This window comes from Acidithrix sp. C25 (assembly GCF_904848545.2).
Window position 1 is genome coordinate 229,965 of sequence record NZ_CAJHCI020000004.1, and the last position, 23,356, is coordinate 253,320.

Consider the following 23,356-nt stretch of genomic DNA (forward strand, 5'->3'; position numbering starts at 1 on the left):
ATGCGGTTTACCCTAGCTGTGGTTATGGCCTCTGAGAGATCGTGAGCGATTGTCTAAAGTGGTATGGGCGTGTAATGGACGGTCTTGGCGAGGTATCGAGTTGAGGAAGGCTTGAATGTCGTACTTATTAGGAGAGCGCTTGGCTTTCCATTCGCCATGGACACAATTGACCGCTTGGTTCCATAACAGTGCTGCCCTATGGCACGAGTCATGGGCTAGACGATAAGAGGCCCCTGTCAGAGTAACGGGCACGATAGCTGTTGTATACTCTGCGCTTTTACTAGCCATTTGATAACTAATATAGCATTATCTACTAAGGACTATATTTCACTACATGACGATGATTGGCGCAATGGAAGGCATGTGGTATATCAATTACATGCACACATCGTCTTGGTACCTAAATATCGACGTAATGTCATGACCGAGAGAGTTAGTGACGAGATCAGATCTGCGATTCTTGAGGTGTGTACTCGTTTCGATTCCACCTTCGATGCTTTCGAAACAGACGGCGATCATGCCCACCTACTGATCACCAACGCAGCTAAAGTTGCCCTGTCGAGACTGGTGATGTCCATGAAGACACTTATCGCCATGAGAGTAAGGGCAAAGAACTGGCCGGAAGTCCGAGAGGCTTTGTGGGGGGGGAGCACTTTTGGTCGCCCTCCTAGTCGATAGTGTCTTGTGGTGGAGCCCCATTAGAGGAAGTGAAGAAGTACATAGAAGACCAGAAACTCCCAAGAGGTAAATCAGGTAGACCGAGAAAGAATTAGGTCGCTTGACCCCTCCCTCACGGAAACCGATTGCGCTCCCGTTGGTTCAAAAGGCAAATTTCACTCAATTGAAGCCAAAATTCAAAATAGCCTATTTGCCTATTTAAAGGCAGTCTTCCAAGGTACCGCTTCGCGAATTGCACTTTCGGCCCCATCCTAAGATCGAGGCAAGCTTGCACTTCTCGATGGCCATTAACGGCAACATTGCAATCTTTACATGGGCCTCATCGTTCATTTGTGCCATCTGGTCACTGGTCTACTTCATTGGTTCACATTAATAGTCATCGATCAAAGATGGTTAACAATCTCACCGTCACATCAAAAGGATCCATCGATTCAATACCTCATTGGAGGTATTGCCCACACCCAATCGCCTACCCAAACGCCCAGGCAACAAAGGATCGTGACGCAGATTATCGAAGGTGAAAAATTGCCTTGGACGACAAATATAAAAAAAAGAGGCTGGTGCTTTGCTGAGCGATTGTTGACACGGCGGAAACGAAAATGGAGCATGTGGAACTTCCAAATTTACCAAGTATTCAATCTTGAGAAAGATGGCGTTGGCCATATAGGAAATTTGGCACTCTAATCTTCATGTGCCAACAAGGTGAGGAACTGTTCCCAGAACACTAAAGGTAACGTACGACTTTGAAAAAAACGACCCAAAGGCAAAAGGTAGCAATTATCGGTGCTGGAATCATCGGTTGCACACTAGTGATGAAGTCTCTAAAAGTTGGTTATGGCGTTACCCTGTTCGAACGTGATGCGACTTCCAAAGGTGCCTCAGCAAGCAATTTCGGCCTAATTATGGTAAGTGAACTTACCAAAGGAGAAGATCTTCGACTTAGGCTCGCCTCAAGCGCGCAAGGGCAAGAACTATCGGTGAAAATATCAGAAATCGACTTTAGAGCGGGGAGGTCTTTGGAGTTGTTCACAAGCCAAACCGAACTGCAATGGACTCAACGAACAATCGACCGTGGCTCAAATAATCAACGCAAACTAAAGATAATAGACCAGTGGGATCTAAAACACTTTGGGCTCGTCGTGTTGAATTCGAATGTCTTAGGTCGTCTCTTGAGTGATTCATACCCCTCAGTCGAACCCGGGACCGCTTTAGCCGAAATAATTAAATACTTAAACTCCTCCTTGAACTGCAACCTGAGATTTTGGGTCAAACCTATAGAGGTAGATGACAACGCCGTAGAGACTCCAGATGGTATCCAAGAAGAGTTTCACATCGTAAGCGCAACACCAAGAGAAAACTACGGCAGCTTTCTAGCTCGCCATACGGCTCCAAAAAAAACGAGCCTTCGGATCAGTCGGGCGGTTGGACTAAAGCGACAGCGCATCAAAGCGACAGTTGGAGCAGTAATAATCGACAGAGAAGCCCTGGCACATCATATTACCCATTCTTCGAACACCTGCCCCGTGAAGGACCCTCCCCAGGACGCCTCATCCGAAATGAGATACGATCTACAACTTTCATCAAGACGACCCGCCGATAGTTCCGTCTTTCTAAGAACGACCGACAACAAAGATCCTCAAGATGAATTCAGAATCGACGTCACTATGACAGAGTACATTAGTGGTAGCTTGTCCCCCTTGATCACCGCGGGAAAACTCTATAGCGGAGCTATTTGGGAGGGCGTCTATTCGTGTACCCAAGATCCCCTGCGAGACTGCGTCGCATTGGCACGTCAGAGCATTCCTATCGGTTTCAGGGGTTTGCCGAGAAGAACTAACCTTTCTCTAGCGATTGCCGACGAGATCGTCTCATGGATCAAATGACGCACCGAGAGAAAATGAGCTAAAGAATCGGTGTCATTATCACCTACCTAAAAACAATACAAAATAGCAAAATCTAATAATTTATCCACCATAACCAGGAAAGGTAACTCAATGGTGACACCATCTGAAGTTCGATCCTACCCAAAGATGATATTTGGAAACGATATAAATCTCCGAACACTAGAAGAACGAATCTTCGAAGCTGAACTAGTCGTCTCCGACATGGCCGGCACCACGATATGCGATGGAGGTCTTGTCCTTGGGGCGTTTAGAAACACCGCGGTTGAAATGGGCATTCCAACCGGATCTGAGGCATTCGACTCTACCATGCAGCAGGTGCGTGACACCATGGGTCAATCCAAAATAATCGCCTTTCGTCAGATATTTAATGATGAATCACTCGCGCTATTAGCCAATAACAAATTCGAAGATAACTACAAACAAATGATCGCTGAAAAAGGGGCCAAAGAGGTCCCAGGGGCAAGTGAGCTATTTTCAACATTGCGAGCAAGAATGATTAAAATCGCATTGACCACGGGTTTCGATAAATCAATTCAGGATCTACTGATCGATGGACTAGGTTGGACCAACAAGATAGATGCTGCTATTTGTCCCACGCAAGAGGTAAAAGGTCGGCCCGAACCCGATATGATCGAGCTAGCCATGAAAACCACAGGCGTATCGAGCTCACAAAATATCCTTGTTGTGGGAGATACGGCAAGCGACATTAAATCCGGTCGGGCAGCCGGTGTAGGACTGACGATCGGCGTGCTCTCTGGCGCGCACTCCTCTGGCGACCTCCTAAGTGCGGGAGCGGACCTAGTTCTCGAGAGTATCTTAGAGCTAACGACTCTAATCTATGCCTTCGGACGACCTATCAATTGATCCAATGAGGCCAATAACAACCTGGGAGTATCCGTCAAAGGAAGTAATTCAATCAGATAGAGTTCAGCTTTGAAATCACCCCATAGAGCTCCGACAAAGCTCGGCCCCTGTGTGAGATCGCATTTTTTTCCAAATGAGCCATCTCTGCGAATGTTCTGCCATCACCCTCGCTGGGAATGAATATTGGATCGTAACCAAATCCGTCATGGCCTTTAACGAAATTGGTTACGTACCCCTCCACTTTGCCTAGACAAACAATTGGCTCATCGATCGAGTCCACACCAACCAACGCCATTGCGCACATGAAATAGGCAGGAGAGCGATCAATCCCCATGGAGGCAAGCTCACCTAACAATTTCATCCTATTTGTCTCATCGTTAGCAAATTCGCCCGAATATCGAGCCGAAAATATCCCTGGTTCACCATTTAGCGCTTCAACAAAGAGGCCCGAATCGTCGCCTAAAGACGGCAAACCAGAGACTTCCTTTCCAAAACGAGCTTTTATAATAGCATTTTCACTTAATGTGGTACCGGTTTCTTCCGGCATCTCCAATGCACCATCAATCGTCTCGACGAAGATACCTAAAGGACTTAATATCTCACTAATCTCCCTCTGTTTTCCTTGGTTTCCAGAGGCTAAAATTATCCGATCGATCATTTAGATCTCGGCTTGGGAGGATCAGATAATACTGCATTCTGCAGATCCATCAAATACGAGATACCATGCTCAGCTAAGGACAACATGTCATCCAACTGACTCTTGGAGTAGGTAGTTCGCTCGCCGGTCCCTTGAACTTCAACAAATTTACCGTCGCTGGTCATAACCACATTCATATCGACATCAGCCCTAACATCTTCTGAGTAGTCCAGATCAAGCATCGCAATTTCATCAACGATTCCAACCGATACGGCAGCGCATTGACCAATCAATGCACGCTTTGAAATCCTATTCATGTCAATGAGTCGATTTATCGCATCCGAGAGTGCCACAAAGCCGCCAACGATCGATGCCGTTCGAGTGCCACCGTCCGCCTGAAGCACATCGCAATCAACAACAAGCTGAATCTCCGGAATAGCACTCATGTCAACCACCGATCGCAAACTCCGCCCAATTAGTCGTTGGATCTCCAGCGTTCTTCCAGATTGCTTTCCTTTTGAGGCCTCACGGCCACTTCGTTCAGGAGTCGAACCGGGCAATAGCGAATATTCCGCCGTGACCCAACCCTTTCCACTTCCTCGAAGCCATGCGGGAGCTCGATCCTCCATTGAAGCAGTACATAAAACTTTGGTCTTTCCGACAGAGATCAGGGCTGACCCTAAAGCCATCTGCGTAAAGTCACGCTCGATCAATGACGGTCTTAGCTCATCCAAAGCGCGGTCTTGAAAGCGGGGCACTGATTCTCCTTGTGGGCAACTGCTAAATTCCATCCATCATCAAATGGTTATTGATGAGATGGACAATCTCATACTCAACCATAATAACGATCCCATCGTAACTATGCAGAAATCTCTCCGTGGCCGCCGAGGTTAGCGGACTTAATTTAATAGCTTCCTATAGCCACTCCGTCCAAAAGCAAAAATCATTTGCCGCCCACGCTATCTTGCCCCGACCTAAGCCATAGATTGCCATCACGTCAGGGCCTTCGGCCTAGAATAGAGCTGAGGTCGTACCCATGACTCACCAGAAAGCAAAGTCAAGGATTGTCACTCTCAAATGAATGTGAAATAATGTCTTCAAAATCTATGTCCAAAAGTAATTTGCCAATACGACGAAAGTCTTGAGCGTCGCCTGAAGTAATGCATCTGATCAGACCGAAACTATCGTCTTTTTCGTCTATGCCTCCATCGATCAGATCACGGCGTACCTGAAAAGCCGTCTCTTCCGAAGAGGAAACCAATATGGTCTCCTCTCCAACTACCTGAGAAATTACTCGAGCTATAAAGGGATAGTGGGTACATCCAAGGAGAAGCGACTCGACCTTTCGATCAATGATCGGTCGCAGGAGTCGCTCAGCCAAAACAACTAGTTGCTCTGAATTGACTTCGCCTCGCTCTACGAACTCTACAAAACCAGGAGTCGCAGCACACGTCAAATGCTTTTGCGGAGCTAATTGAGCAATACGCTCCTGATAGGCCCCCGAGGAGATGGTGCCAAGGGTACCAATTACTCCAATCGAATCTCCGTCTGCAGAGGAAACCAACGACCTAGCACCCGGTTCGATCATACCAACGATAGGACCATCGAAGGCTCTCTCTAACTCCGCAAGTGCAAACGCGCTAGCGGTATTGCAAGCGACCACTACCATCTTTACGTCGTAGAGATCTTTGAGGTACTTAACTATTTGAAGCGAGAAAGAAGTCACCTCACCCTTGGATTTTGGACCATATGGATACCTAGCGCTATCGCCAAAATAAACAATATCCTCATATGGCATAAGGTCGACGATAGCCTTGAGTACCGTTAGTCCCCCAAATCCGCTATCAAAAATTCCAACTGGTCTCTTCTGCACTGGAATTAAAGCTTATCCCAAATCAACCTGGGTCCAAGTTGGGTCATTATCTCTAAAAGTCGACAGGTACCACAAAGGCGTCAGAATCTATCTTATCGATCGAGGCCGCACCCAGAAGAGCCATGGAGATTTTCGTCTCTTCAATCAAAGTATTAACTGCCGCCTTCAAACCGGCATCACCTCCGCCAAAGAGTCCTCTTGCGAAATAGCGTCCAACCATCACAGATGCCCCTCCTAAACCAAGCGACCTCAATACGTCAGCACCGGAATCCACCCCGCCATCGACTATCAAGTTACCCTGGAACTTTGTTCCTCCCTTAGAGATACGGTACAGGGCTTGAATAGCCGTTATTGAGCCATCCAACTGGCGACCGCCATGGTTAGAAAGTATTACGTCATCACAATGGGTAAGCGCCCTAGCGACATCCCTAGGATCCAAAACACCCTTCATCGCAAATGGAAGACCACCGGCCATGGATGAAAATTCGCCTAAATCGTCCCAACTAAAAGTGGGATCCTGCACTAGCGCCTCATAGTTCGTTCCAGAGACGCCTCGTCCAAAGTCGCTAGGAGTAAACACTTTGGCAGAAGTCGAAAGTTCTTGGATGAAGTTAGCATTTTGCCACTTGAGAGGTACCTCGAAATGATTGCTTCTATCACCTCGGCGTAGACCAATTACGGGAGAATCTACCGTGAGGACAAAGCCATCAAAACCATTTTCAACCGCGCGATTCATCAATGAATAGGTAATAGCGCGATCCTTCATAACATATACTTGCAATAAAAGAAGCGGCCGAGGTGCACTTGCCTGTGTGGTTGGGAGATTCGCATGAAAGATCGAAGCTACTTCTTCAAGGGGCATTGCACTGCGGGTGGACAAGACAAACGATACGCCAGACTTAGCAGCCCTACGAGCAAAGATCGCCTCGCCTTCCAATTCTAAGAGTGAGAGATATGCCATGGGCGCTATAAAGATCGGCAGTGGTGCCCTCTTTCCAAAGACCTCTACGCTCAAGTCTGGTGCCTCTAGGTGGTTGAGTACACGCGGAACCATTGTGATCTTTTCAAAAGCTCTAATATTCTTGCGCAGCGTCTCCTGGCTTCCTGCACCGCCAAAGTAATAATCCTTGACGCCAGAGATCGTCCTTTGGCTTGAAGATAGTTTGGACAAATATACCTCCGGCTCAAATGGGGCCATCTACCCCAAATCGATCGCTTGCAGTGCAAATATATCAGTTCCAGCGAGACGACGCTAATATCTCCAGAGCCCTCTTCGATCAAAGCAACCAAACGCTACCTCTACTCTTTACGAGGTCGCCACAGTGATCACGATATAGATCTCTTCCCAAATTGGCAAAATTAACCCACCTGGCCCAGGGCGAATCAAAAAAGCAACGTCCTTGTCTTAGGTCACCTGTGGTGAACGCGTTTGTCACCACAATTAGGGTCATTGGATCGACAGCGGATTTAGTGAATCTTAGTGAAAAATAGCAGATCGAACTGCAATAAAAGTACTAAATATCTAGATAGCGTCGAACAGCGAGCAACGAACCGAGGGCTCCAACCACCGTTCCAATTGCCAATACGAATAATTCGGTGAATAGCACATCATGATTGGAAAGTACAAACGAAGACAACAACTGGGCTTTAAAGTGGTGAATGATATAGCCAAAGAGGCTTCTAACTCCCAAAACAGCCAATCCCGCGACTATCGCACCTGCTAAGCCCTGAATCAGGCCTTCGAGCATAAATGGAATTCGAATAAACATATTCGTAGCCCCTACCAATTTCATGACCGTGACTTCACGTCTACGTGAAAAGATAGCAACGCGTATGACATTTAAGATAAGTACTGATGCCGAAAGCAACAAGATGGTAGCCAAGCCCAGAATTACAACTTGTGCAATCGATGAGATCTTCAACATAGTGTTGATCGCCGCTCGATTGTACTGAACTTTCATTACACCTGCTTGGGCATTGAAGATACCACCAACGGCAGCAGCCTCCGCTGGATCCTTTAGTGCCACCCTAAAAGACGGCGGAATATCCTTTTGTGTCACTGAGGATAAGAAGTCAGGCTGATTCGCCTCAAGTCGCTTGAACTCCACATACGAAGCCGCTTGATTGACATAAAAATAACTCTTCACGGCGGAACTAGCTTTTAGTTGGTCATTGATCGCCGAAGTTTGTGCCTTGGTGGCATTTGGCTCAAGAAAGATTAGCAACTGTGTACCACCTTGCCACTGGCTCGTGGCTACACTTACCCCCTGCTTTATCAATAGCGCCGACCCTACGAGAGCCAACGAAACCGCAATGGTGAGCACGGCGGCAAGACTCATAAGTCTGTTTCGCCATAGATTTGATGCGGTCTCTCTGACCACATAGTCCACTGAATATGCCAACTCAACTACCTCTTCATCTCTAGCTAAAGCAGCTAGGAACCAATTCCATAGACACCACGAACCTGATCGCGGGTGATAACTCCGTGGTCTAACTCAATAACCCGACGTCTCATCGAATCAACGATTCCGACGTCGTGAGTCGCCATTAAGACAGTTGTGCCTGTTCGGTTAATCCGTTCTAGTAGCCGCATTACGCCCCACGAGGTGTCAGGATCGAGATTACCTGTTGGCTCGTCAGCTAACAATATTAGAGGCTTATTGATAAACGCGCGGGCAATGGCAACTCGCTGCTGCTCCCCGCCTGAAAGTTCATTAGGAAGGCGCGTTCCCTTGTCGTCAAGGCCGACCAACTCAAGCATTTGAGGTACCTGCGTCGCGATCGCCTTCTTTGGCTTTCCTGTTACTTCGAGAGCAAACGCGACATTTTCAAAGACCGTCTTATTTGGGAGAAGGCGAAAGTCCTGAAAGATAGCACCTATGTTGCGCCTAAAAAATGGCACCTTCCAATCGGGCATCAAAGCAAGGTCCTTACCTGCCACAAAAATATGGCCGGAATCTGGACGCTCTTCACGCAGCATCAGACGCAACAAAGAAGATTTTCCCGACCCTGATGGTCCGACTAAAAAGACAAACTCCCCACGCTGCACCTCTAAAGAGCAGTCACGCAGAGCAAATTGCCCAGTCTGATAAGACTTCATAACTCTGTCAACTTTGATCATTTGAACCGCTCACTTACGTCTTTGGTATTCAATTGTTAAAAACATAGAGGATACGTTGAATCAAGATCTAGCCTTGCTCCAACGAAGATAAGATTCCATAAAGAAAGATATCTCTCCATTCATAACGGAATCCACATTTCCGGTCTCGGTAAGAGTCCGAAGATCCTTTACCAGTTGATATGGGGCCATAAAATAAGATCGAATTTGATTGCCCCAGCCCATCTCACTCGTTGAGCCAGCCAATACCTCGCGGGCAACCCGTTGCTCTTCCTTTTCACGATCGATAAGCTTTGCGGCTAGAACCTGAAGGGCTTTCGCCTTGTTTTGCAACTGCGACCGTTCATTTTGACATGAGACGACGATATTCGTTGGTAAGTGGGTAATTCTCACTGCAGAATCCGTAACGTTGACGTGCTGACCACCGGCACCCGATGATCTAAATGTATCGATTCGCAGGTCTTTGTCGTCGATTTTGACGTCAATGGCCGCATCTGTAAGCGGAAAGACTTGAACTAATGCAAACGAAGTCTCCCTCGAATGCTTGGAATTGAAGGGCGACATTCTTACCAATCTGTGCACGCCCCGCTCGCTCTGGAGCATTCCATGTGCATAACGCCCTTTGACCAATAGAGTAGCCGATTGAATTCCCGCCTCTTGTCCTGGGGATATATCTTCGACTTCAACTTCGAATCCACTTTGGTCGGCCCAGCGTTGATACATCCTAAGTAGCATCTCTGCCCAGTCTTGGGCGTCAGTTCCTCCAGCCCTTGGCTTTATCTCTAATATCGCATCGCTCTCGTCGTCCTCACCTGAGAACAGAGCCCGTAGCTCTAATTCACTAAGCAAACTTATGAGTGAATCCAAGGTGGATCGTCGCTCTTGCGCAAGATTTTGATCATCCTCGTCGCCCAAAAGTTCCTCTATGGCTCGAACTTCTAAGACCATATCCCACAATCTATCGACCTGAGCTATGTCCTCTCGAAGTGCGTTATATTCTCCGGTAAGTTTTCTAGCCATAGCTAGATCATCCCAAAGATCTGGCGCAGAAATCTGAGGCTCAATCTCTGCAGTTCGGGCAATTGCCGAATCGAGCTTCAGGTAGCCTTTGGCATCCTCCACCCTTTTAGTTACAGCTTCAAGTTCGTCTGAATAAGATCGCAACTCTCAAAACCACCCAGGTAGACGATAGAACTTTCCTTCCTCCCTAAATATTTAGGAGAAGGTCCAATACAACAACTTAGTCGCTATTTTGACCATGGCAGTGCTTGAACTTGCGGCCACTACCGCACCAACACTTGTCATTTCGACCTATTGCTGTCGGTTCGTCTTGAGCAATCTCAGAATTTCCCGGTACCGCAAAGGCGTCCATAGCAGATCTTTGACCGTTAGAACCCAGGTCAGCGATGTCGCCTTGTGGGCTCTGGTAAAATGCTGCGGCCAGATCGGTACCAACTGGCAATCCAATCGAAGGAGCCATCACCTCTACATGCATCACAAAGGTCAAATAGTCGGAATCCATCTGTGACATCAGCTTTCCAAAGAGTTCAAAGCCCTCTCGTTGCCAGGCCACCAATGGGTCTTGTTGTCCCATGGCACGGAGATTGATTCCCTCACGAAGGTAGTCCATCTCCGCCAAGTGCTCTCGCCACTTGGTGTCGATGACGCTGAGCATTACCTCTCGTTCAACTGCCCGCATGGTCTCCGAGCCGCCGGGGATCCTTTGTTCGCGATCTTCATAATATTCTTCAGCTTCAGTCAAAAGACTCTCTATGATCTGATCCTTTGAAATCGCCTCTTTCAAATCCTCTGAGTGAAAACCAGTTGGGTAGATCGCGGTCGCATCCAATATCAGATGGTCTAAGTCCCAATTCTCTATGAAGTCGCTAACACAGTTTGCATTTACGATTCGATCCAGATTGTCTTCTAGAATCTCCATTGTGCTCTCTTTGAGGTCGCGGCCGTTTAAGACATCATAGCGCCTCTCGTATACGACCTTACGTTGCTCGTTTAGGACCTCGTCGTACTTGAGGACTTCTTTCCTAATCTCAGCATTGCGACCTTCAACGGTTGTCTGAGCCTTCTCGATCGCACGTGAGACCATGCGGTTCTCAATTGGAAGATCATCAGGGAAAGTTCTCTCTAAAATCGCCGAAACCGCACCTGTCGCGAAAAGACGCATCAAGTCATCTTCTAAAGAGAGAAAGAATCGACTCTCGCCAGGATCGCCCTGCCGTCCAGATCGACCTCGAAGCTGATTATCTATGCGTCGAGACTCGTGTCGCTCAGAGCCAAGTACGTATAATCCGCCTAACTCGCGAACGCGTTCACCTTCACTACGACATAGGTCTTTATACTTCTCCAACAACTCGACTCGAACGCTAGAGTAGTCAGGATCTTGGACGCTGAGACCTCGCGAAGTCAACTCAGAATTCGTCAAAAGCTCCGGGTTCCCGCCCAAAAGAATATCTACGCCTCGACCAGCCATATTTGTCGCGACTGTAACTGCGCCCAAGCGGCCCGCTTGAGCTACAATCTCAGCTTCTTGCTCATGAGCCTTAGCGTTTAGAACTTTGTGAGGGATACCTTTTCGCTCTAGATACTTGGACAAAATCTCTGATTTTGCAACCGACGCCGTACCGACCAATATGGGCTGTCCAAGTTCGAAGCGCACAGCAATATCTTCGACCACCGCCTGAAACTTGGCATCTTCACTCTTGTAGACCAAGTCGGCGTTATCCATCCTCACAAGGGGCTGATTTGTCGGAATCGGAACTACTGGAAGGCCATAGGTGGAGGCGAATTCGGCAGCCTCAGTCTCTGCCGTACCTGTCATTCCAGAGAGTTTCTCATACATCCTGAAATAGTTCTGCAAGGTAACTGTCGCCCAGGTGTGGTTCTCTTCTTTGATCTTCACCCGCTCTTTTGCCTCTACTGCTTGATGAAGTCCCTCAGACCAACGTCGACCTTCTAGAATTCGCCCAGTGAATTCATCGACAATCTTGACTTCACCCGTGTCAACGATGTAATCGCGATCACGTTTAAATAGTTCTTTAGCCCTTAGGGCTTGATTGAGCTGATGTAGAAAGGCAGTTGCAGTGGGATCATAGAGATTTTCAATCGCCAAGGCTCTTTCAACCTTGTCAATACCGGCCTCGGTAGGAAAGACGATCTTTTTCTCCTCGTCAACTTCATAGTCGATAGAAGATCTCAAGGTACGAACTATTGACGCAAATTCATAGTAAATCTTTGCGGGCTGCCCGGTTGGGCCAGCGATAATGAGTGGTGTTCTGGCCTCATCTATCAAAATCGAGTCAACCTCGTCGATGATCGCATAGGAATGGCCTCGCTGAACCATTTCATCGACCGACTTGGCCATATTATCTCTCAGATAATCGAAGCCAAATTCGGTATTGGTGCCGTAGGTAATATCGCGCTGATATGCATTTTTGCGAACACTTGGATTGTCCATAGTCGGCAGAATGAGCCCGACACTGAGCCCAAGAAAGTTATAGACCCTCGACATCCACTCGGAGTCGCGCTGGGCCAAATAATCGTTAACTGTAACGACATGGACCCCTTCGCCAGCAAGTGCATTCAAATAAACTGGCAAAGTCGAGACTAAAGTCTTGCCCTCTCCAGTTCGCATCTCGGCGATCCAACCAAAGTGCAGTGCCATGCCACCCATCAATTGCACGTCGTAATGACGTTGACCAATTGTTCGCATTGCAGCTTCGCGCACTACAGCAAAGGCTTCAACCATCATGTCGTCTAGGCCTTCGCCTTCGGCAAAGCGGGCCTTGAATTGGTCCGTCTTACCCATCAGCTCACTATCACTGAGTTTCGATATCTCAGCTTCAAAGTCGTTTACGTAGGGAACGATCTCGGCTAGTCTCTTGACCTTTTTGCCTTCACCCGCGCGCAATACTTTAGAAAATACACTCATCTCTATCAATCGTAGTAACGATTGACCAATTGTTTCACCTTTGTACCTCGCAAAACAGCATTACTATGCAAAATCACTGTTTACCGGAATGGGGTGTGGGGCAGAATGCCCCTGGCTTTGGCTCTGGGTATGTAGAGCCCTACTAGGGCGAAGCCCTGAGACCCCCACTCAAACGTTACGCTGATTAGCCAAATATTGCTTGATGATTTCTAGCGGAGCACCGCCGACTGTAGCGACGAAGTATGAGTTTGTCCACAGTGTCGGGAGTTTGTAGTCAAGACGTGGAAACTCATCACGCGACATCCGAGACGACCGACCCTTAACCTTCTTTGACGATACGAGAGATGCCATATTGGGGATCGATACCTACGATAAGGTGGACGTGATCGGAAATGATCTCAACTTCAATCAACTCGGCCCCTCGCGGGAGGCACACCTGGGTAATGATTTCCTTGAGCCGAGTGTCGATGGAGCCGTACTTTGGATCGTCGGTGATAACCGATCTTTAAGTACTTGGGACACCATGCAACTTGACAGGTACAGCGCTAGACAATTTTGTGATTGGATTGTTATTGGGTGTTATTGGATTTGATCTCCATGTGAGAAAAGGATACAGCCATGTGCTATCTCACAAACATGAGTTCGTTCACGCTTGGTTACAACTACCGCTTACCCGTGCTGTTGAGGCTGAGTAGAGATTGCGAGCGACATGGGACTCATGTCCGATTGCGTCTGGAATCGTAGTGTTGAAGAGTCCAAAGCATCCTTTAGGCAATCTACTCCCGAAAACAACACTGCCTGCGGGCCAGCTAAATTAGCTAACGACCTCACCCAGTGGCCTAACGATAATGAGTGGCTGGCAAATACTTCCTCGGTTACACAACAACAGACCATCTGAGGCTTAGCAAGTGCTAGGTCAAAGGCACTCAGAGACATCTAGGATCCTCTACCGATCAAACAACGCCGGGGAATGCCCAAGTTCAAGTCTCGTCACCACTTCCTCACATCGCTCAACTATATAAAAAGTGGATTCTTCCTCCTTGAGCAGAACAAATTGAGTAGAACAAACCCGACCACCAGATAAACAACAAAGATGTGTCACAAGAAAAGAGTTTCTTGGCGACTCTAGCTAGCTAGCGGTATTAATGTCCACCCAGTTTGATCGTATCCCTTGTCATCTGAGCCGTCTTCGGTACGGATCTTTTCAAGACGCAATCGGTGATTGGTGGACGAGCTTCGTTGTCTCGGTGAAACGCGAGCCACTCCCCAAGAACGGAGCGGTCATCGGGATTGACTAGGGAGTGAAGGAGATAGCCACCACAACCGACGACACCTACGACTTTTCCCGCCCTGAAAGAGGCAAATCAGCCTAAGTCCGTCTCACTCGCTATCAACGCCAGATGACTCAACGCAAACCCGGCCGAGGACAACAAGCTTTTAACGACTACCGACAGGCCACGAGGGATGCCGCCAAGACTTATCGCAGCGCTACTCGACAACAACAAGATGACTCACGCAACTGCGCCTAGTCGGTTGTGATGGATCAAGACCGACTTGGCTTGGAAGACATCAAAGCGAAATTCCTCGCTAAGACAACCATGGCTGAGAAGGCAGCGGATGCTGCCATAGGCTCGGCTAAGAGTGTACTTGTGTTTATGACTAAGAAAGACTGTCGAGATCTTCAACCCGTCGAACCAAGATGGACGATGATGGATTGCTCCAGGTACGGTTCGAGAACCATGCACTTACTTACCTGCCAATGTCCCAAAGAACCTATTCCTACGACGTCTGCGGGTTGGTCACTTCAAGGGACAAGAATCCTGCGGCTGTGATGGTCGTCCGGGCTGGTTTCAACCCGGCTGGTGTTGATGACATAAGACCTTGGGTGTCCGCTGGGTACTCAGGCTGCCTGAGCCAGGAATCCCGCGATTTATCCGTGGGGCTCGCTACTGCTACTCTCCAGCTGAGCACTCTTAAACGAAGTTTACTATAATGCCTATATGACGAGGTTAGTGCCTATTGGGGTGCCAGCACAGGAGCTTGGGGTACACCCCATGACGCTACGGAGATGACAAGCAGAAGGACGTATCGATCCTCCTATACGCACACAAGGAGGCAGAAGGCGTTATGACCTATCTAAGCTTCGTGCTATTGTTCCTCATAAAGCTCCATCCACCAGAGCTACCATCGCCTATGCCCGCGTGTCAACCAACGCTCAAAAAGACGACTTGGTTCGCCAGGTGGCTCTCCTAGAGAGCTATTGCGCCGCAAACGGGTGGAGCTATGAGGTCATCTCCGATGTAGGGTCAGGACTCAACTACCATAAGCGTGGACTAAAAGTGCTTATCTCTTGGATTTGCTCCGGCGAGGTTGGGCGGCTGGTGCTCAGTCACAAGGACAGACTGCTTCGTTTTGGGTCAGAGCTTGTTTTGTCTCTTTGTGAGCATTTTGGAGTCGAAGTAATCATTATCAACGCTAGCGAGGATTCAACCTTTGAAGAAGATCTGACAAACGATGTCATTGAAATCGTAACCGTCTTCTCGGGCTGGCTATATGGATCGCGTAACCATAAAAACAAAAAGGTTATGGAACGGCTTCAAGAGGTGGCCAAAGAGGTAACTCCATGATCCGATCTCCGAGCCTCACTCTATGGTTAGCATTATGAAGCGCACGGTACGTCTAGCCACGTTGCCACTGAACAAGAACAAGTATGACGAGACGCGCTCTGTGATTGGGCACTATAGCGACGCAAAGCGCGTCTTTGTAGCTCATCTGCGCCAGACTAGCCTATGGAGGCTGCTTGATAGAAGCAAAAGCTTTCGTGACTATGCAAAGGCACAGGGCTTATACCCAGAGGGCATCAACGTCCATTTGGTAGACCAAGCTGCCTTTGACGCCGTGGATACCTGTATTCGCCACATCGAGTCCTGCTTTGTAAGAGCTAACGTCAAGGCAAGGGTGTGGAGACGCTTCACAGACGAAGATGAGAGGCATTATGCCTATGCTTGTCTAACGAGATACTCGGCTATTGGCCAAATCATGGGTGGCGGCGTGCCAGAGATCTCCACTGTGACTACCTCCCCCGAAACGGGTGCAAAGATAGCCTCGTACTTACATCGCGTCATTCGAGATGCACTCGATGGTAGCTGGCCAACCGTTATCAAGTCTCACTCTATGTCTTTGGACTCTACCTTGTATTCAGTGGTCGACAACGACACAGCTAAAGGCAAGACCAGACGCTATGTCAAAGTTGTCAGCTCAACTCGCAACAAACGCATCTCGCTACCCCTGTCTGGCATTTCTCGTGTGTCGGGGAATGTCAGGGTCGTACTTGATGAAGAGAACAAGCGGGCCTTCATTCACGTTAGCTACGACGTTGCAGCTCTAGCCAAGGCCACCGGCCCCGCTGTATCGCTCGACTGGGGAATCACCGAGGTCTGCACTGATGACTCGGGAGTTCATCATGGCGACGAGTATGGCCGAGCGCTTAGTTCCATGACTAAGCGCAGGCATAAGACCGCCAAGGCAAGGAACAAACTTCACGCTCTATCAAAGAGAGATGCTGGCTCCAGAAGAACCAAGCACATCTCACGAAATAACCTAGGGACCAAGAAACAAAAAGCTCGACTCAGGCGTGCAAAGGCACAACTACAGACAATTTCGGGCGCTGCAATCAAAGAAGTGGTCTACGGAGAGGGCAATCGCACCAGAGCTAATGGACGAGCTCCCCAACATCCATCACAACGGCCAAAAGAAATCATCACCGAAGATCTGTCTCACCTAGGGGGTAAGGCTAAGTCTAAGAAGATATCTCGACTCTGCTCATCGTGGGCAAGGGACGAGAACCAAGAACGCATTATGGTACATGCGCATGTCGGAGGTTCCGGCATTAAAACGGTCAACGCGGCCTACACCAGCCAAACATCTCCTAATCCAACGTGTGGGTATGTCTCTTTCGACAACCGAAGCGGGGATGTGTTTCACTGTCGTAACCCTTATTGGGATTGCAATTGGCAGGGCGATGCAGATCACGTAGCCTCCATGAACATCAAATCAAGGATCCAAGATCACCAGATCGACCGGTTCACTCCCTACACGGAAGTGAGAAAGATTCTTGACGCGAGGTTCCTACGCTAAATGGAAAGCCGGAACATCCTCGAAGATGCCAAGGCTAGCGCTCACGGCAGGACTCCAAGGATACCACGACAACGCGAGTTGGACGTGGGAGGTGTGCAACCACCGACTCGCCCTAGTTCTGTCCCCGTGGATGGGGCAGAACACGCAAAGGCGTCTGGAGAGCGAAAACAAAAGAGGTGCATATTAATGTATATGTATTTCGGAGCGGAGGTTTCAATACATGCAAAATCATCCGGTAATGGCATCTCGATAGATTTCCAAACTTAAAGATTCCTCGCCTTTATCCACCATCAGTTCAATTGAGGTCAAATCGCTAAATCCGATCTCCAAACCATTTCGACTTCACCTCAAAGCTCAACCGGTAAAACAATACAAAAAATGTGATGGGTCGTAGTTGGCCACGAAAGCCTTCAGGCATTGCCCCAACTTGTGGATCAGAGGCATTCTATGGAGATTCTGCATCCTCCTCAGCGGACCGCTACTACAAAAGTCAGGAGGATCACCGCGTTGGGATTTTGAGGTGGTGAAACCTAATTCCGTCAAAAAGTTGGCAAAGCGTTAGGTTTTAGTGAATATCTCCTGACTCCAAAAGATAAGGAGATGAACCACGACCAGACTTCACTGGCAATGTATTCATCTCCCGTCAAAAATCACAAGAATCAAAGTTGGATCAAAATCACCGAGTTCGAATTAATCATGAAAATCATACCGAAATGACCCTGTAATCCTAAAGCGACTCTCGCCAAATAATGGTTTCCGACGCAACGCTTAGCCGACAATAACTGGGGCGCTATTCTTGCAACAGGTTCCCCTCCCTAAAGAGCTCAATGCCTATTTAGAGGTATCAACGGCCAATCATCACATCAGGAGCCTTTAGCATCTATCAAACCGACATGGCCATCTTCGCGCTGATAGACGATAGCGGGTCGGCCAGTCTCGTCATTGGTAAAGAAATAAAAGTCGTGCGAGAGCAGCTGCATTTGAAGTGCTGCATCTTCTGGTCGCATTGGAGGAATGCTAAACGACTTCTCTTTGACGATTCGAGCACCCCCTAAAAGCGCTATCTCCTCTTCGCCGTCACCATCGAATACAACTCCAGTGCTCTTGATTGCTCGGTGGTGAGGATGAGATCTTACAATGGTCTTGCCTTTGAGTTTCTCAATTCGATGTTCTAGTTTTTCAACCACTTTGTCGGCGGCTTCCATAAGTCCAGTTCCTGAACCTTTAGCACGTATTACTGCCCACCTTGTGTGCATCGTGACTTCGCAAATATCTCGCTCAGCTATTCTCGGATTTTTCTCTTCATAGAAACTTACCTCTACTCGACTTGCACCGTCTGCAAGGTGACTTAGATGATCAAGCTTTTGTTCTATGAGATCGCGATCCGTCTCACTAAGTAAAGCGTTCTTGGTTCGAAATGAAGTCTCCAACTTTCCTCCTTTAATTGGCACTCAACAGTTTCATCGTCAAGAAGTGAAGAACACTCCAATGTATAAATGCCAATATTCTCAACTTAGGTCAAAAGTAAACAAATGGCAAATAATTTTCCAACAACAATATTTTATTGTGTTGTTCGAAAACCATAGAGAGAGAACCAGTAGGCCGACTGGCCAATAATTCTGGCTCACCATGGGATATATCATGAGCTAATCGCTCCATCGCTTTTGCGCTCGAGTCAAGTTGGCTAAGGCCCCTCTATGTCTATGGCGCTATGGCGGGTCTATGGCGGTGAGAGATGAGGTTCTCTATAAAGACTGAGATCAGACAATCAAATCGCAATCTTTATAGAGCACAACACATTCATTCAACGAACCAGGTTAAAAGGATCAAACAAATCATAAGGAGTAACTGTTATCCGGTGTAGCTATTGGAAGGTTCCCAAAGCACTCTATTCAATCGGATTTCAAACCAGCACCGGTCAATGCGATGGCTGCCCCACCTTCAATTGGAGTCACAGAAAAATATTTAATCGAACCCGCATATGCCACTGCACCTGTAGGTTCAACGTCTATTCCACGTCTACCAAGAGCCGCTCTAGCTTCTTGAATCTCGCTATTATCAACTGTCACGAAAGATCCGCCGCTTTCTATGACAGCAGTCACTATTTGGTCGATACGAGGCGGATTGGTAATCGCAATTCCACTGGCAATGCTTGAGCCAGCGCTCTCCCCGCAAAGATAAGATGACGACTCTGTCAAGCTTTCTTCCCTCCACTTTTTGGCAATTGGCGAACACTCTGATGCCTGTACTGCAATGATTCTAGGGGAGCTATCGATCAAACCTAGGGACCTTAGCTCACGAAGTCCTAACGAAACCCCAAGTAGCAAGGTGCCATTGCCTAGGGGGATAAAGATATTCTCGCAGAGTCTTCCCCCAAGCTGTTCGAACAATTCATAGAGATAGGTCTTGGTTCCGTGGAAAAAAAGTGGATTGTAGATGTGGCTTGCATAAAAGATCTTATGGCTCTCCACGTGGTCGATAGCGGCTTCTGATGCCGCCGAGCGATCACCCTGAATTACATGAACTTTCGCCCCAAAAGCATCCAATTGCTTTATTTTACGCTTTGTGGTTCCCTCTGGAAGGAATATGTCCAACTCGATACCTGCCACTGCACAGTAGGCGGCTAGTGAGACTCCGGCATTACCACTGCTATCTGCGGCCGCACGATGAACATTGATGGCCTTAGCATGGCTCACAAGCACCGTAGAACCCCGATCCTTAAAGGACAAGGTTGGCATCAAATAATCAAGCTTCAAAACCGATCCTACGGATTCCTTGATAATCGGCGTCATGCCTTCACCGAGAGTTATTGCAGCGCCAAGCGACGCGCTGGACGTATAGGGAGACAAAAAATCATATCGCCACAAAGACCAATCGTTTGCATCCCTAAAAATTCCTCGGCCAACATCGCTCTTTCTCAGATCGAATAATCCGCCACACTCACAACGCCAGGCCTAGGTTGAAATGTCATAGCTCTTGGCACAGTCTCTACAAGAATAAGAAAGCAACTCTAAACACCTACATCTCAATGGCTAACAAAACTTCAAAATCTTAACTACACGACTTATCTTTGTTAGCGCGAGTAGAAAAAAATGACGGATCCATACCTCAAAGCTAGAGAAGATTTAAAGTCGTGCCCACAACAAAAGGGTGCACCACCAACCCGCTAAGTCATAGGCAACTCCGCAGTTATCACCTTGCATAGCGTCAAAGAGCTATCTGGGGAGTTCAAAAGAAAAAGATCACGGATCGATCATGCTACAAAGGTCAATCAAATAAAATACACCCATTACTCTTTGACAAAACAGGCTCAATTATAAAAATAACCTAGCCAATAAACCGCGTCGTGTAAAGCAAATTCCTAAAGAGGAATAGATCTAAAGGCCATGGTGCTACGCTCGACAATCATCAATCTACGATTGTCAATCGCCTTGGCGTTCTCTCTAACCCAACCACTCGAAGCCACCACTAGCGCATCTTGCAAAACCTGGTAGGAAAGCTGATAGTAATCGTCCGGGAGATCATTCATAATTTGGCTTGTATCGTAATACGAGAGTACGTAAAGAAAATCTGGTGTGACTAACATCGAATTCAAACTGGAATACGACAAAGATTGAGAGATTCCTTCGGCAGCACGACAGATTGCCTGTTCTAGTGGGAACGCCTTGGCATAGGTCATAATCAATCGAAAAAAGAGTTCGCTGTCTGTAGCTCCTTCGATCAAATTCATCTGATCACTATCGATCCAATCTTTTATCTTCTCAGATTCAAAAATTGATCCATTATGACAAAATGCCACCTTGCCATCGATGAATGGATGGCTGTTTGAAGGCGAAATCTCTAGATCTAGCGTCGCCCATCTCAAATGCACGATTCCAATATCTGCTTTCGAATGACGTGTCATTGAAAAAAATTCATCATCGCGAAATGCTGAATTCGGCGACTTCACAAAGGTCAATTCGTTATTAAAAAACTGGGCTATCCCCCAACCGTCGCCATGTTGCAGAAAAGACAGCTTCTCAAAATCCTCGAACCCTACCCCAGCAAGTTTGCCTATCGGTGTAGGACTCTCGCATACAAATCCAAGAAGTCGGCACATTAGTTCAACCCATCTTTCCAGAGATCAATAAAAAGAATAACCCTGCGCACTTCTTCTTTTAGTCTTTGACAGTCAAATCAATCTCGCTCATCTATATCGTTTAGCAATCTGATTAGCAAGAGAATTTAGGAAATCTTCGACGACATATAGAATATACCCAAGGAAAATAGCCGAGGAACCTGGACCGAATTACAAGACCCCAAATGGCTGGACCTTTCAAATCGCGACAAACAAGTTGCTGTGTAAAATACCACGGTCTCAATCGCTGTAGATCTTCAACCGTAGTAGTCGAAGATAAAATTCATCGGAATCGCCCAACTACCTTTACCTAGTTGGTGACCGATTTCAAAATATTTCAAAAAATCCTATGGCCAAGTAGAGCTCTTTTATAAAAGGGTCGAACGCGTAAACGATCTCTACTCTTTTAGCTGCAATAGTTGCAAATTTCACTGGCAAGTCACTGCACAAATTCGAGTTATGACAAATCGGGAAACATATAAAAGGCCAAACCCTTTCAGAGTGTAACCGACTAGCTGACCTGGTCTTTGACCCCACACTTGCCCTAGGTGATCAATCAAAAGAATGATCACCAACTTTGACTAACGAAGATCCCCTGTGGATCAAACGAAGCTGGGACTTACTCCTAAGCCGCACCATGATCACCAACCAATAGTTGGCTTACGTGGATCGTTTCGCCTACGACTGGCATCGACTTTCAACCACAGACCTAGCCGGCCACAACTCTATTAGATGATATTATGCATGATTCCACGAAGTGAGGTATTCCTGCTGAATATCGGTCAGGATATCGATGCTAATTCCCATCGAAGCCAGCTTTAGCTTTGCAACTTCATCGTCTATCTCACGAGGAACATCGTAAACCTTAGACTTAAGCGTCTGTGAGTTTTTCACAACCCACTCAGCAGCCAGGGCTTGATTAGCAAAGCTCATATCCATCACTGCAGCAGGATGGCCCTCTGCTGCTCCCAAGTTGACGAGGCGTCCTTCAGCGAGAACCCGAATCTTTATCGGACCAGAGTCCCCATCGATCAAAAACTCCTCAACCATCGGCCTAACCATGCGACGTCTCTCGCCACTAGCCAAACGCTCTAGCGCCTTTAGGTCGATCTCAATATCAAAGTGGCCAGAATTGGCCAAGATGGCCCCATCTTTCATTACCCTAAAATGATCCTCAACTATAACGTCTCTGTTGCCTGTAACTGTTATAAAGATATCGCCCTCTTTTGCCGCGATAGCCATCGGCTCTACCCTAAAGCCATCCATTACGGCTTCTAGTGCCTTGATAGGATCGATCTCCGTTACCACAACTTGAGCGCCCATGCCTCGTGCTCTGGATGCCACACCCTTACCGCAATAACCATAACCCGCAACGACAACGACCTGGCCTGCTAACAAAACGTTTGTCGCCCTAATAACACCATCCAGTGTGGACTGGCCTGTACCGTATCGATTGTCAAACATGTGCTTTGTATCCGCATCATTCACGGCAACTATCGGAAATTCAAGTGCTCCATCAACTTCCATAGCTCGAAGGCGAATCACACCCGTTGTCGTCTCTTCCGTTCCACCGATAACCTGTGAAATATTCGTTTTTCGAACGGTATGCAGACGAGTCACAAGATCGCAACCATCGTCCATTGTGATTGTAGGCACCTCATCCAAGACAGAATCGATATGAGAGACATAGACTTCTTGACTTTCGCCGCGGATCGCAAAAATAGAGATCTCATCATGCTTTACCAGGCTTGCTGCCACGTCATCCTGGGTGGAAAGTGGATTCGATGCACATGCTACGACCTTTGCACCACCCGCTTTTAGAGCTCGAAGAAGATTTGCCGTCTCGGTTGTAATGTGCATACATGCTGCAACCGTTTGGCCAGAAAACGGTTGCTCTTTGGCAAAACGCTCTCTGATGGATGCCAAAACAGGCATCTCCGAGTCGGCCCAATTGATCCGCTGCTTTCCTGCATCGGCAAGCTTAATGTCGGATATATCAAAATTCACTGGATTCACTTTCTACAAAAACATCTATTTAGAACGACAATGCTATATCAAAATCTCAAAGACAAGAACCTTATA

Annotated in this window: 17 protein-coding genes and 2 pseudogenes; 6 read left to right on the plus strand and 13 right to left on the minus strand. The window is 47.6% G+C overall.

Features of this window, described 5'->3' with window-relative positions; all coding sequences use genetic code 11:
- The first annotated feature begins 288 nt into the window (after nt 1-288).
- The 3 genes from tnpA (ACIDITHRIX25_RS000000103825) to ACIDITHRIX25_RS000000103835 all read left to right on the plus strand — a co-directional run bounded on the left by tnpA (ACIDITHRIX25_RS000000103825) (nt 289) and on the right by ACIDITHRIX25_RS000000103835 (nt 3,446).
- A complete protein-coding gene (gene tnpA, locus ACIDITHRIX25_RS000000103825; RefSeq protein WP_201733736.1) occupies nt 289-678 on the plus strand; it encodes an IS200/IS605 family transposase in 390 nt (129 codons plus the stop codon).
- A gap of 743 nt (nt 679-1,421) precedes the next feature.
- Entirely contained in the window at nt 1,422-2,561 is a 1,140-nt protein-coding gene (locus ACIDITHRIX25_RS000000103830) for an FAD-dependent oxidoreductase (RefSeq protein ID WP_201733737.1), read from the plus strand.
- Nucleotides 2,562-2,672: 111 nt separating this feature from the next.
- Nucleotides 2,673-3,446, plus strand: a complete 774-nt coding sequence (locus ACIDITHRIX25_RS000000103835; protein WP_201733738.1) for an HAD-IA family hydrolase — start codon at nt 2,673-2,675, stop codon at nt 3,444-3,446.
- Nucleotides 3,447-3,498: 52 nt separating this feature from the next.
- Here ACIDITHRIX25_RS000000103835 and rdgB read toward each other — a convergent pair whose 3' ends face one another.
- From rdgB to tnpA (ACIDITHRIX25_RS000000103880), 9 genes and pseudogenes are all read right to left on the minus strand, one after another.
- The gene (gene rdgB / locus ACIDITHRIX25_RS000000103840; protein WP_201733739.1) at nt 3,499-4,104 is read right to left on the minus strand and encodes an RdgB/HAM1 family non-canonical purine NTP pyrophosphatase; all 606 of its coding nucleotides are present in this window, start codon (nt 4,102-4,104) and stop codon (nt 3,499-3,501) included.
- Complete coding sequence (rph, locus tag ACIDITHRIX25_RS000000103845) at nt 4,101-4,874, minus strand: ribonuclease PH (protein ID WP_052605534.1); 774 nt, start codon at nt 4,872-4,874, stop codon at nt 4,101-4,103. Before rph ends, rdgB begins: the two co-directional genes overlap by 4 nt.
- Nucleotides 4,875-5,140: 266 nt before the next feature.
- On the minus strand, nt 5,141-5,956 hold the full coding sequence (gene murI / locus ACIDITHRIX25_RS000000103850) for a glutamate racemase (protein ID WP_201733740.1): 816 nt from the start codon (nt 5,954-5,956) through the stop codon (nt 5,141-5,143).
- Nucleotides 5,957-6,008: 52 nt separating this feature from the next.
- Entirely contained in the window at nt 6,009-7,154 is a 1,146-nt protein-coding gene (locus tag ACIDITHRIX25_RS000000103855) for an alpha-hydroxy acid oxidase (RefSeq protein ID WP_201733741.1), read from the minus strand.
- A gap of 316 nt (nt 7,155-7,470) precedes the next feature.
- Nucleotides 7,471-8,358 carry a cell division protein FtsX gene (locus tag ACIDITHRIX25_RS000000103860; protein ID WP_201733742.1) on the minus strand — a complete coding sequence of 296 codons (888 nt, stop codon included), beginning with the start codon at nt 8,356-8,358 and terminating at the stop codon, nt 7,471-7,473.
- A 32-nt stretch (nt 8,359-8,390) separates the two neighbouring features.
- The gene (gene ftsE / locus ACIDITHRIX25_RS000000103865) at nt 8,391-9,077 is read right to left on the minus strand and encodes a cell division ATP-binding protein FtsE (RefSeq protein WP_201733743.1); all 687 of its coding nucleotides are present in this window, start codon (nt 9,075-9,077) and stop codon (nt 8,391-8,393) included.
- A gap of 60 nt (nt 9,078-9,137) precedes the next feature.
- Complete coding sequence (gene prfB, locus ACIDITHRIX25_RS000000103870) at nt 9,138-10,238, minus strand: peptide chain release factor 2 (protein WP_052607075.1); 1,101 nt, start codon at nt 10,236-10,238, stop codon at nt 9,138-9,140.
- A 76-nt stretch (nt 10,239-10,314) separates the two neighbouring features.
- Complete coding sequence (gene secA / locus ACIDITHRIX25_RS000000103875) at nt 10,315-13,020, minus strand: preprotein translocase subunit SecA (protein WP_201733744.1); 2,706 nt, start codon at nt 13,018-13,020, stop codon at nt 10,315-10,317.
- Between the two features lie 168 nt (nt 13,021-13,188).
- A pseudogene (gene tnpA / locus ACIDITHRIX25_RS000000103880) lies at nt 13,189-13,565 on the minus strand (IS200/IS605 family transposase); the annotation flags it as partial.
- Between the two features lie 1,455 nt (nt 13,566-15,020).
- Between tnpA (ACIDITHRIX25_RS000000103880) and ACIDITHRIX25_RS000000103885 the strand changes: the two are divergent.
- The 3 genes and pseudogenes from ACIDITHRIX25_RS000000103885 to ACIDITHRIX25_RS000000103895 all read left to right on the plus strand — a co-directional run bounded on the left by ACIDITHRIX25_RS000000103885 (nt 15,021) and on the right by ACIDITHRIX25_RS000000103895 (nt 17,424).
- A pseudogene (locus ACIDITHRIX25_RS000000103885) lies at nt 15,021-15,647 on the plus strand (IS607 family transposase).
- A 34-nt stretch (nt 15,648-15,681) separates the two neighbouring features.
- The gene (locus ACIDITHRIX25_RS000000103890) at nt 15,682-17,157 is read left to right on the plus strand and encodes a zinc ribbon domain-containing protein (protein ID WP_201733745.1); all 1,476 of its coding nucleotides are present in this window, start codon (nt 15,682-15,684) and stop codon (nt 17,155-17,157) included.
- A complete protein-coding gene (locus ACIDITHRIX25_RS000000103895; RefSeq protein WP_201733746.1) occupies nt 17,158-17,424 on the plus strand; it encodes a hypothetical protein in 267 nt (88 codons plus the stop codon).
- A 596-nt stretch (nt 17,425-18,020) separates the two neighbouring features.
- Here the strand turns inward: ACIDITHRIX25_RS000000103895 and hpf are convergent.
- The 4 genes from hpf to ahcY all read right to left on the minus strand — a co-directional run bounded on the left by hpf (nt 18,021) and on the right by ahcY (nt 23,281).
- Nucleotides 18,021-18,587, minus strand: a complete 567-nt coding sequence (hpf, locus tag ACIDITHRIX25_RS000000103900; protein WP_052607203.1) for a ribosome hibernation-promoting factor, HPF/YfiA family — start codon at nt 18,585-18,587, stop codon at nt 18,021-18,023.
- Nucleotides 18,588-19,049: 462 nt separating this feature from the next.
- Nucleotides 19,050-20,006 (minus strand): pyridoxal-phosphate dependent enzyme, encoded by a 957-nt coding sequence (locus tag ACIDITHRIX25_RS000000103905; RefSeq protein WP_201733747.1) that lies wholly within the window; start codon nt 20,004-20,006, stop codon nt 19,050-19,052.
- A 512-nt stretch (nt 20,007-20,518) separates the two neighbouring features.
- Nucleotides 20,519-21,256 (minus strand): class II glutamine amidotransferase, encoded by a 738-nt coding sequence (locus tag ACIDITHRIX25_RS000000103910; RefSeq protein ID WP_201733748.1) that lies wholly within the window; start codon nt 21,254-21,256, stop codon nt 20,519-20,521.
- A gap of 756 nt (nt 21,257-22,012) precedes the next feature.
- Nucleotides 22,013-23,281 carry an adenosylhomocysteinase gene (gene ahcY / locus ACIDITHRIX25_RS000000103915; protein ID WP_052605026.1) on the minus strand — a complete coding sequence of 423 codons (1,269 nt, stop codon included), beginning with the start codon at nt 23,279-23,281 and terminating at the stop codon, nt 22,013-22,015.
- Nucleotides 23,282-23,356: the final 75 nt, after the last annotated feature.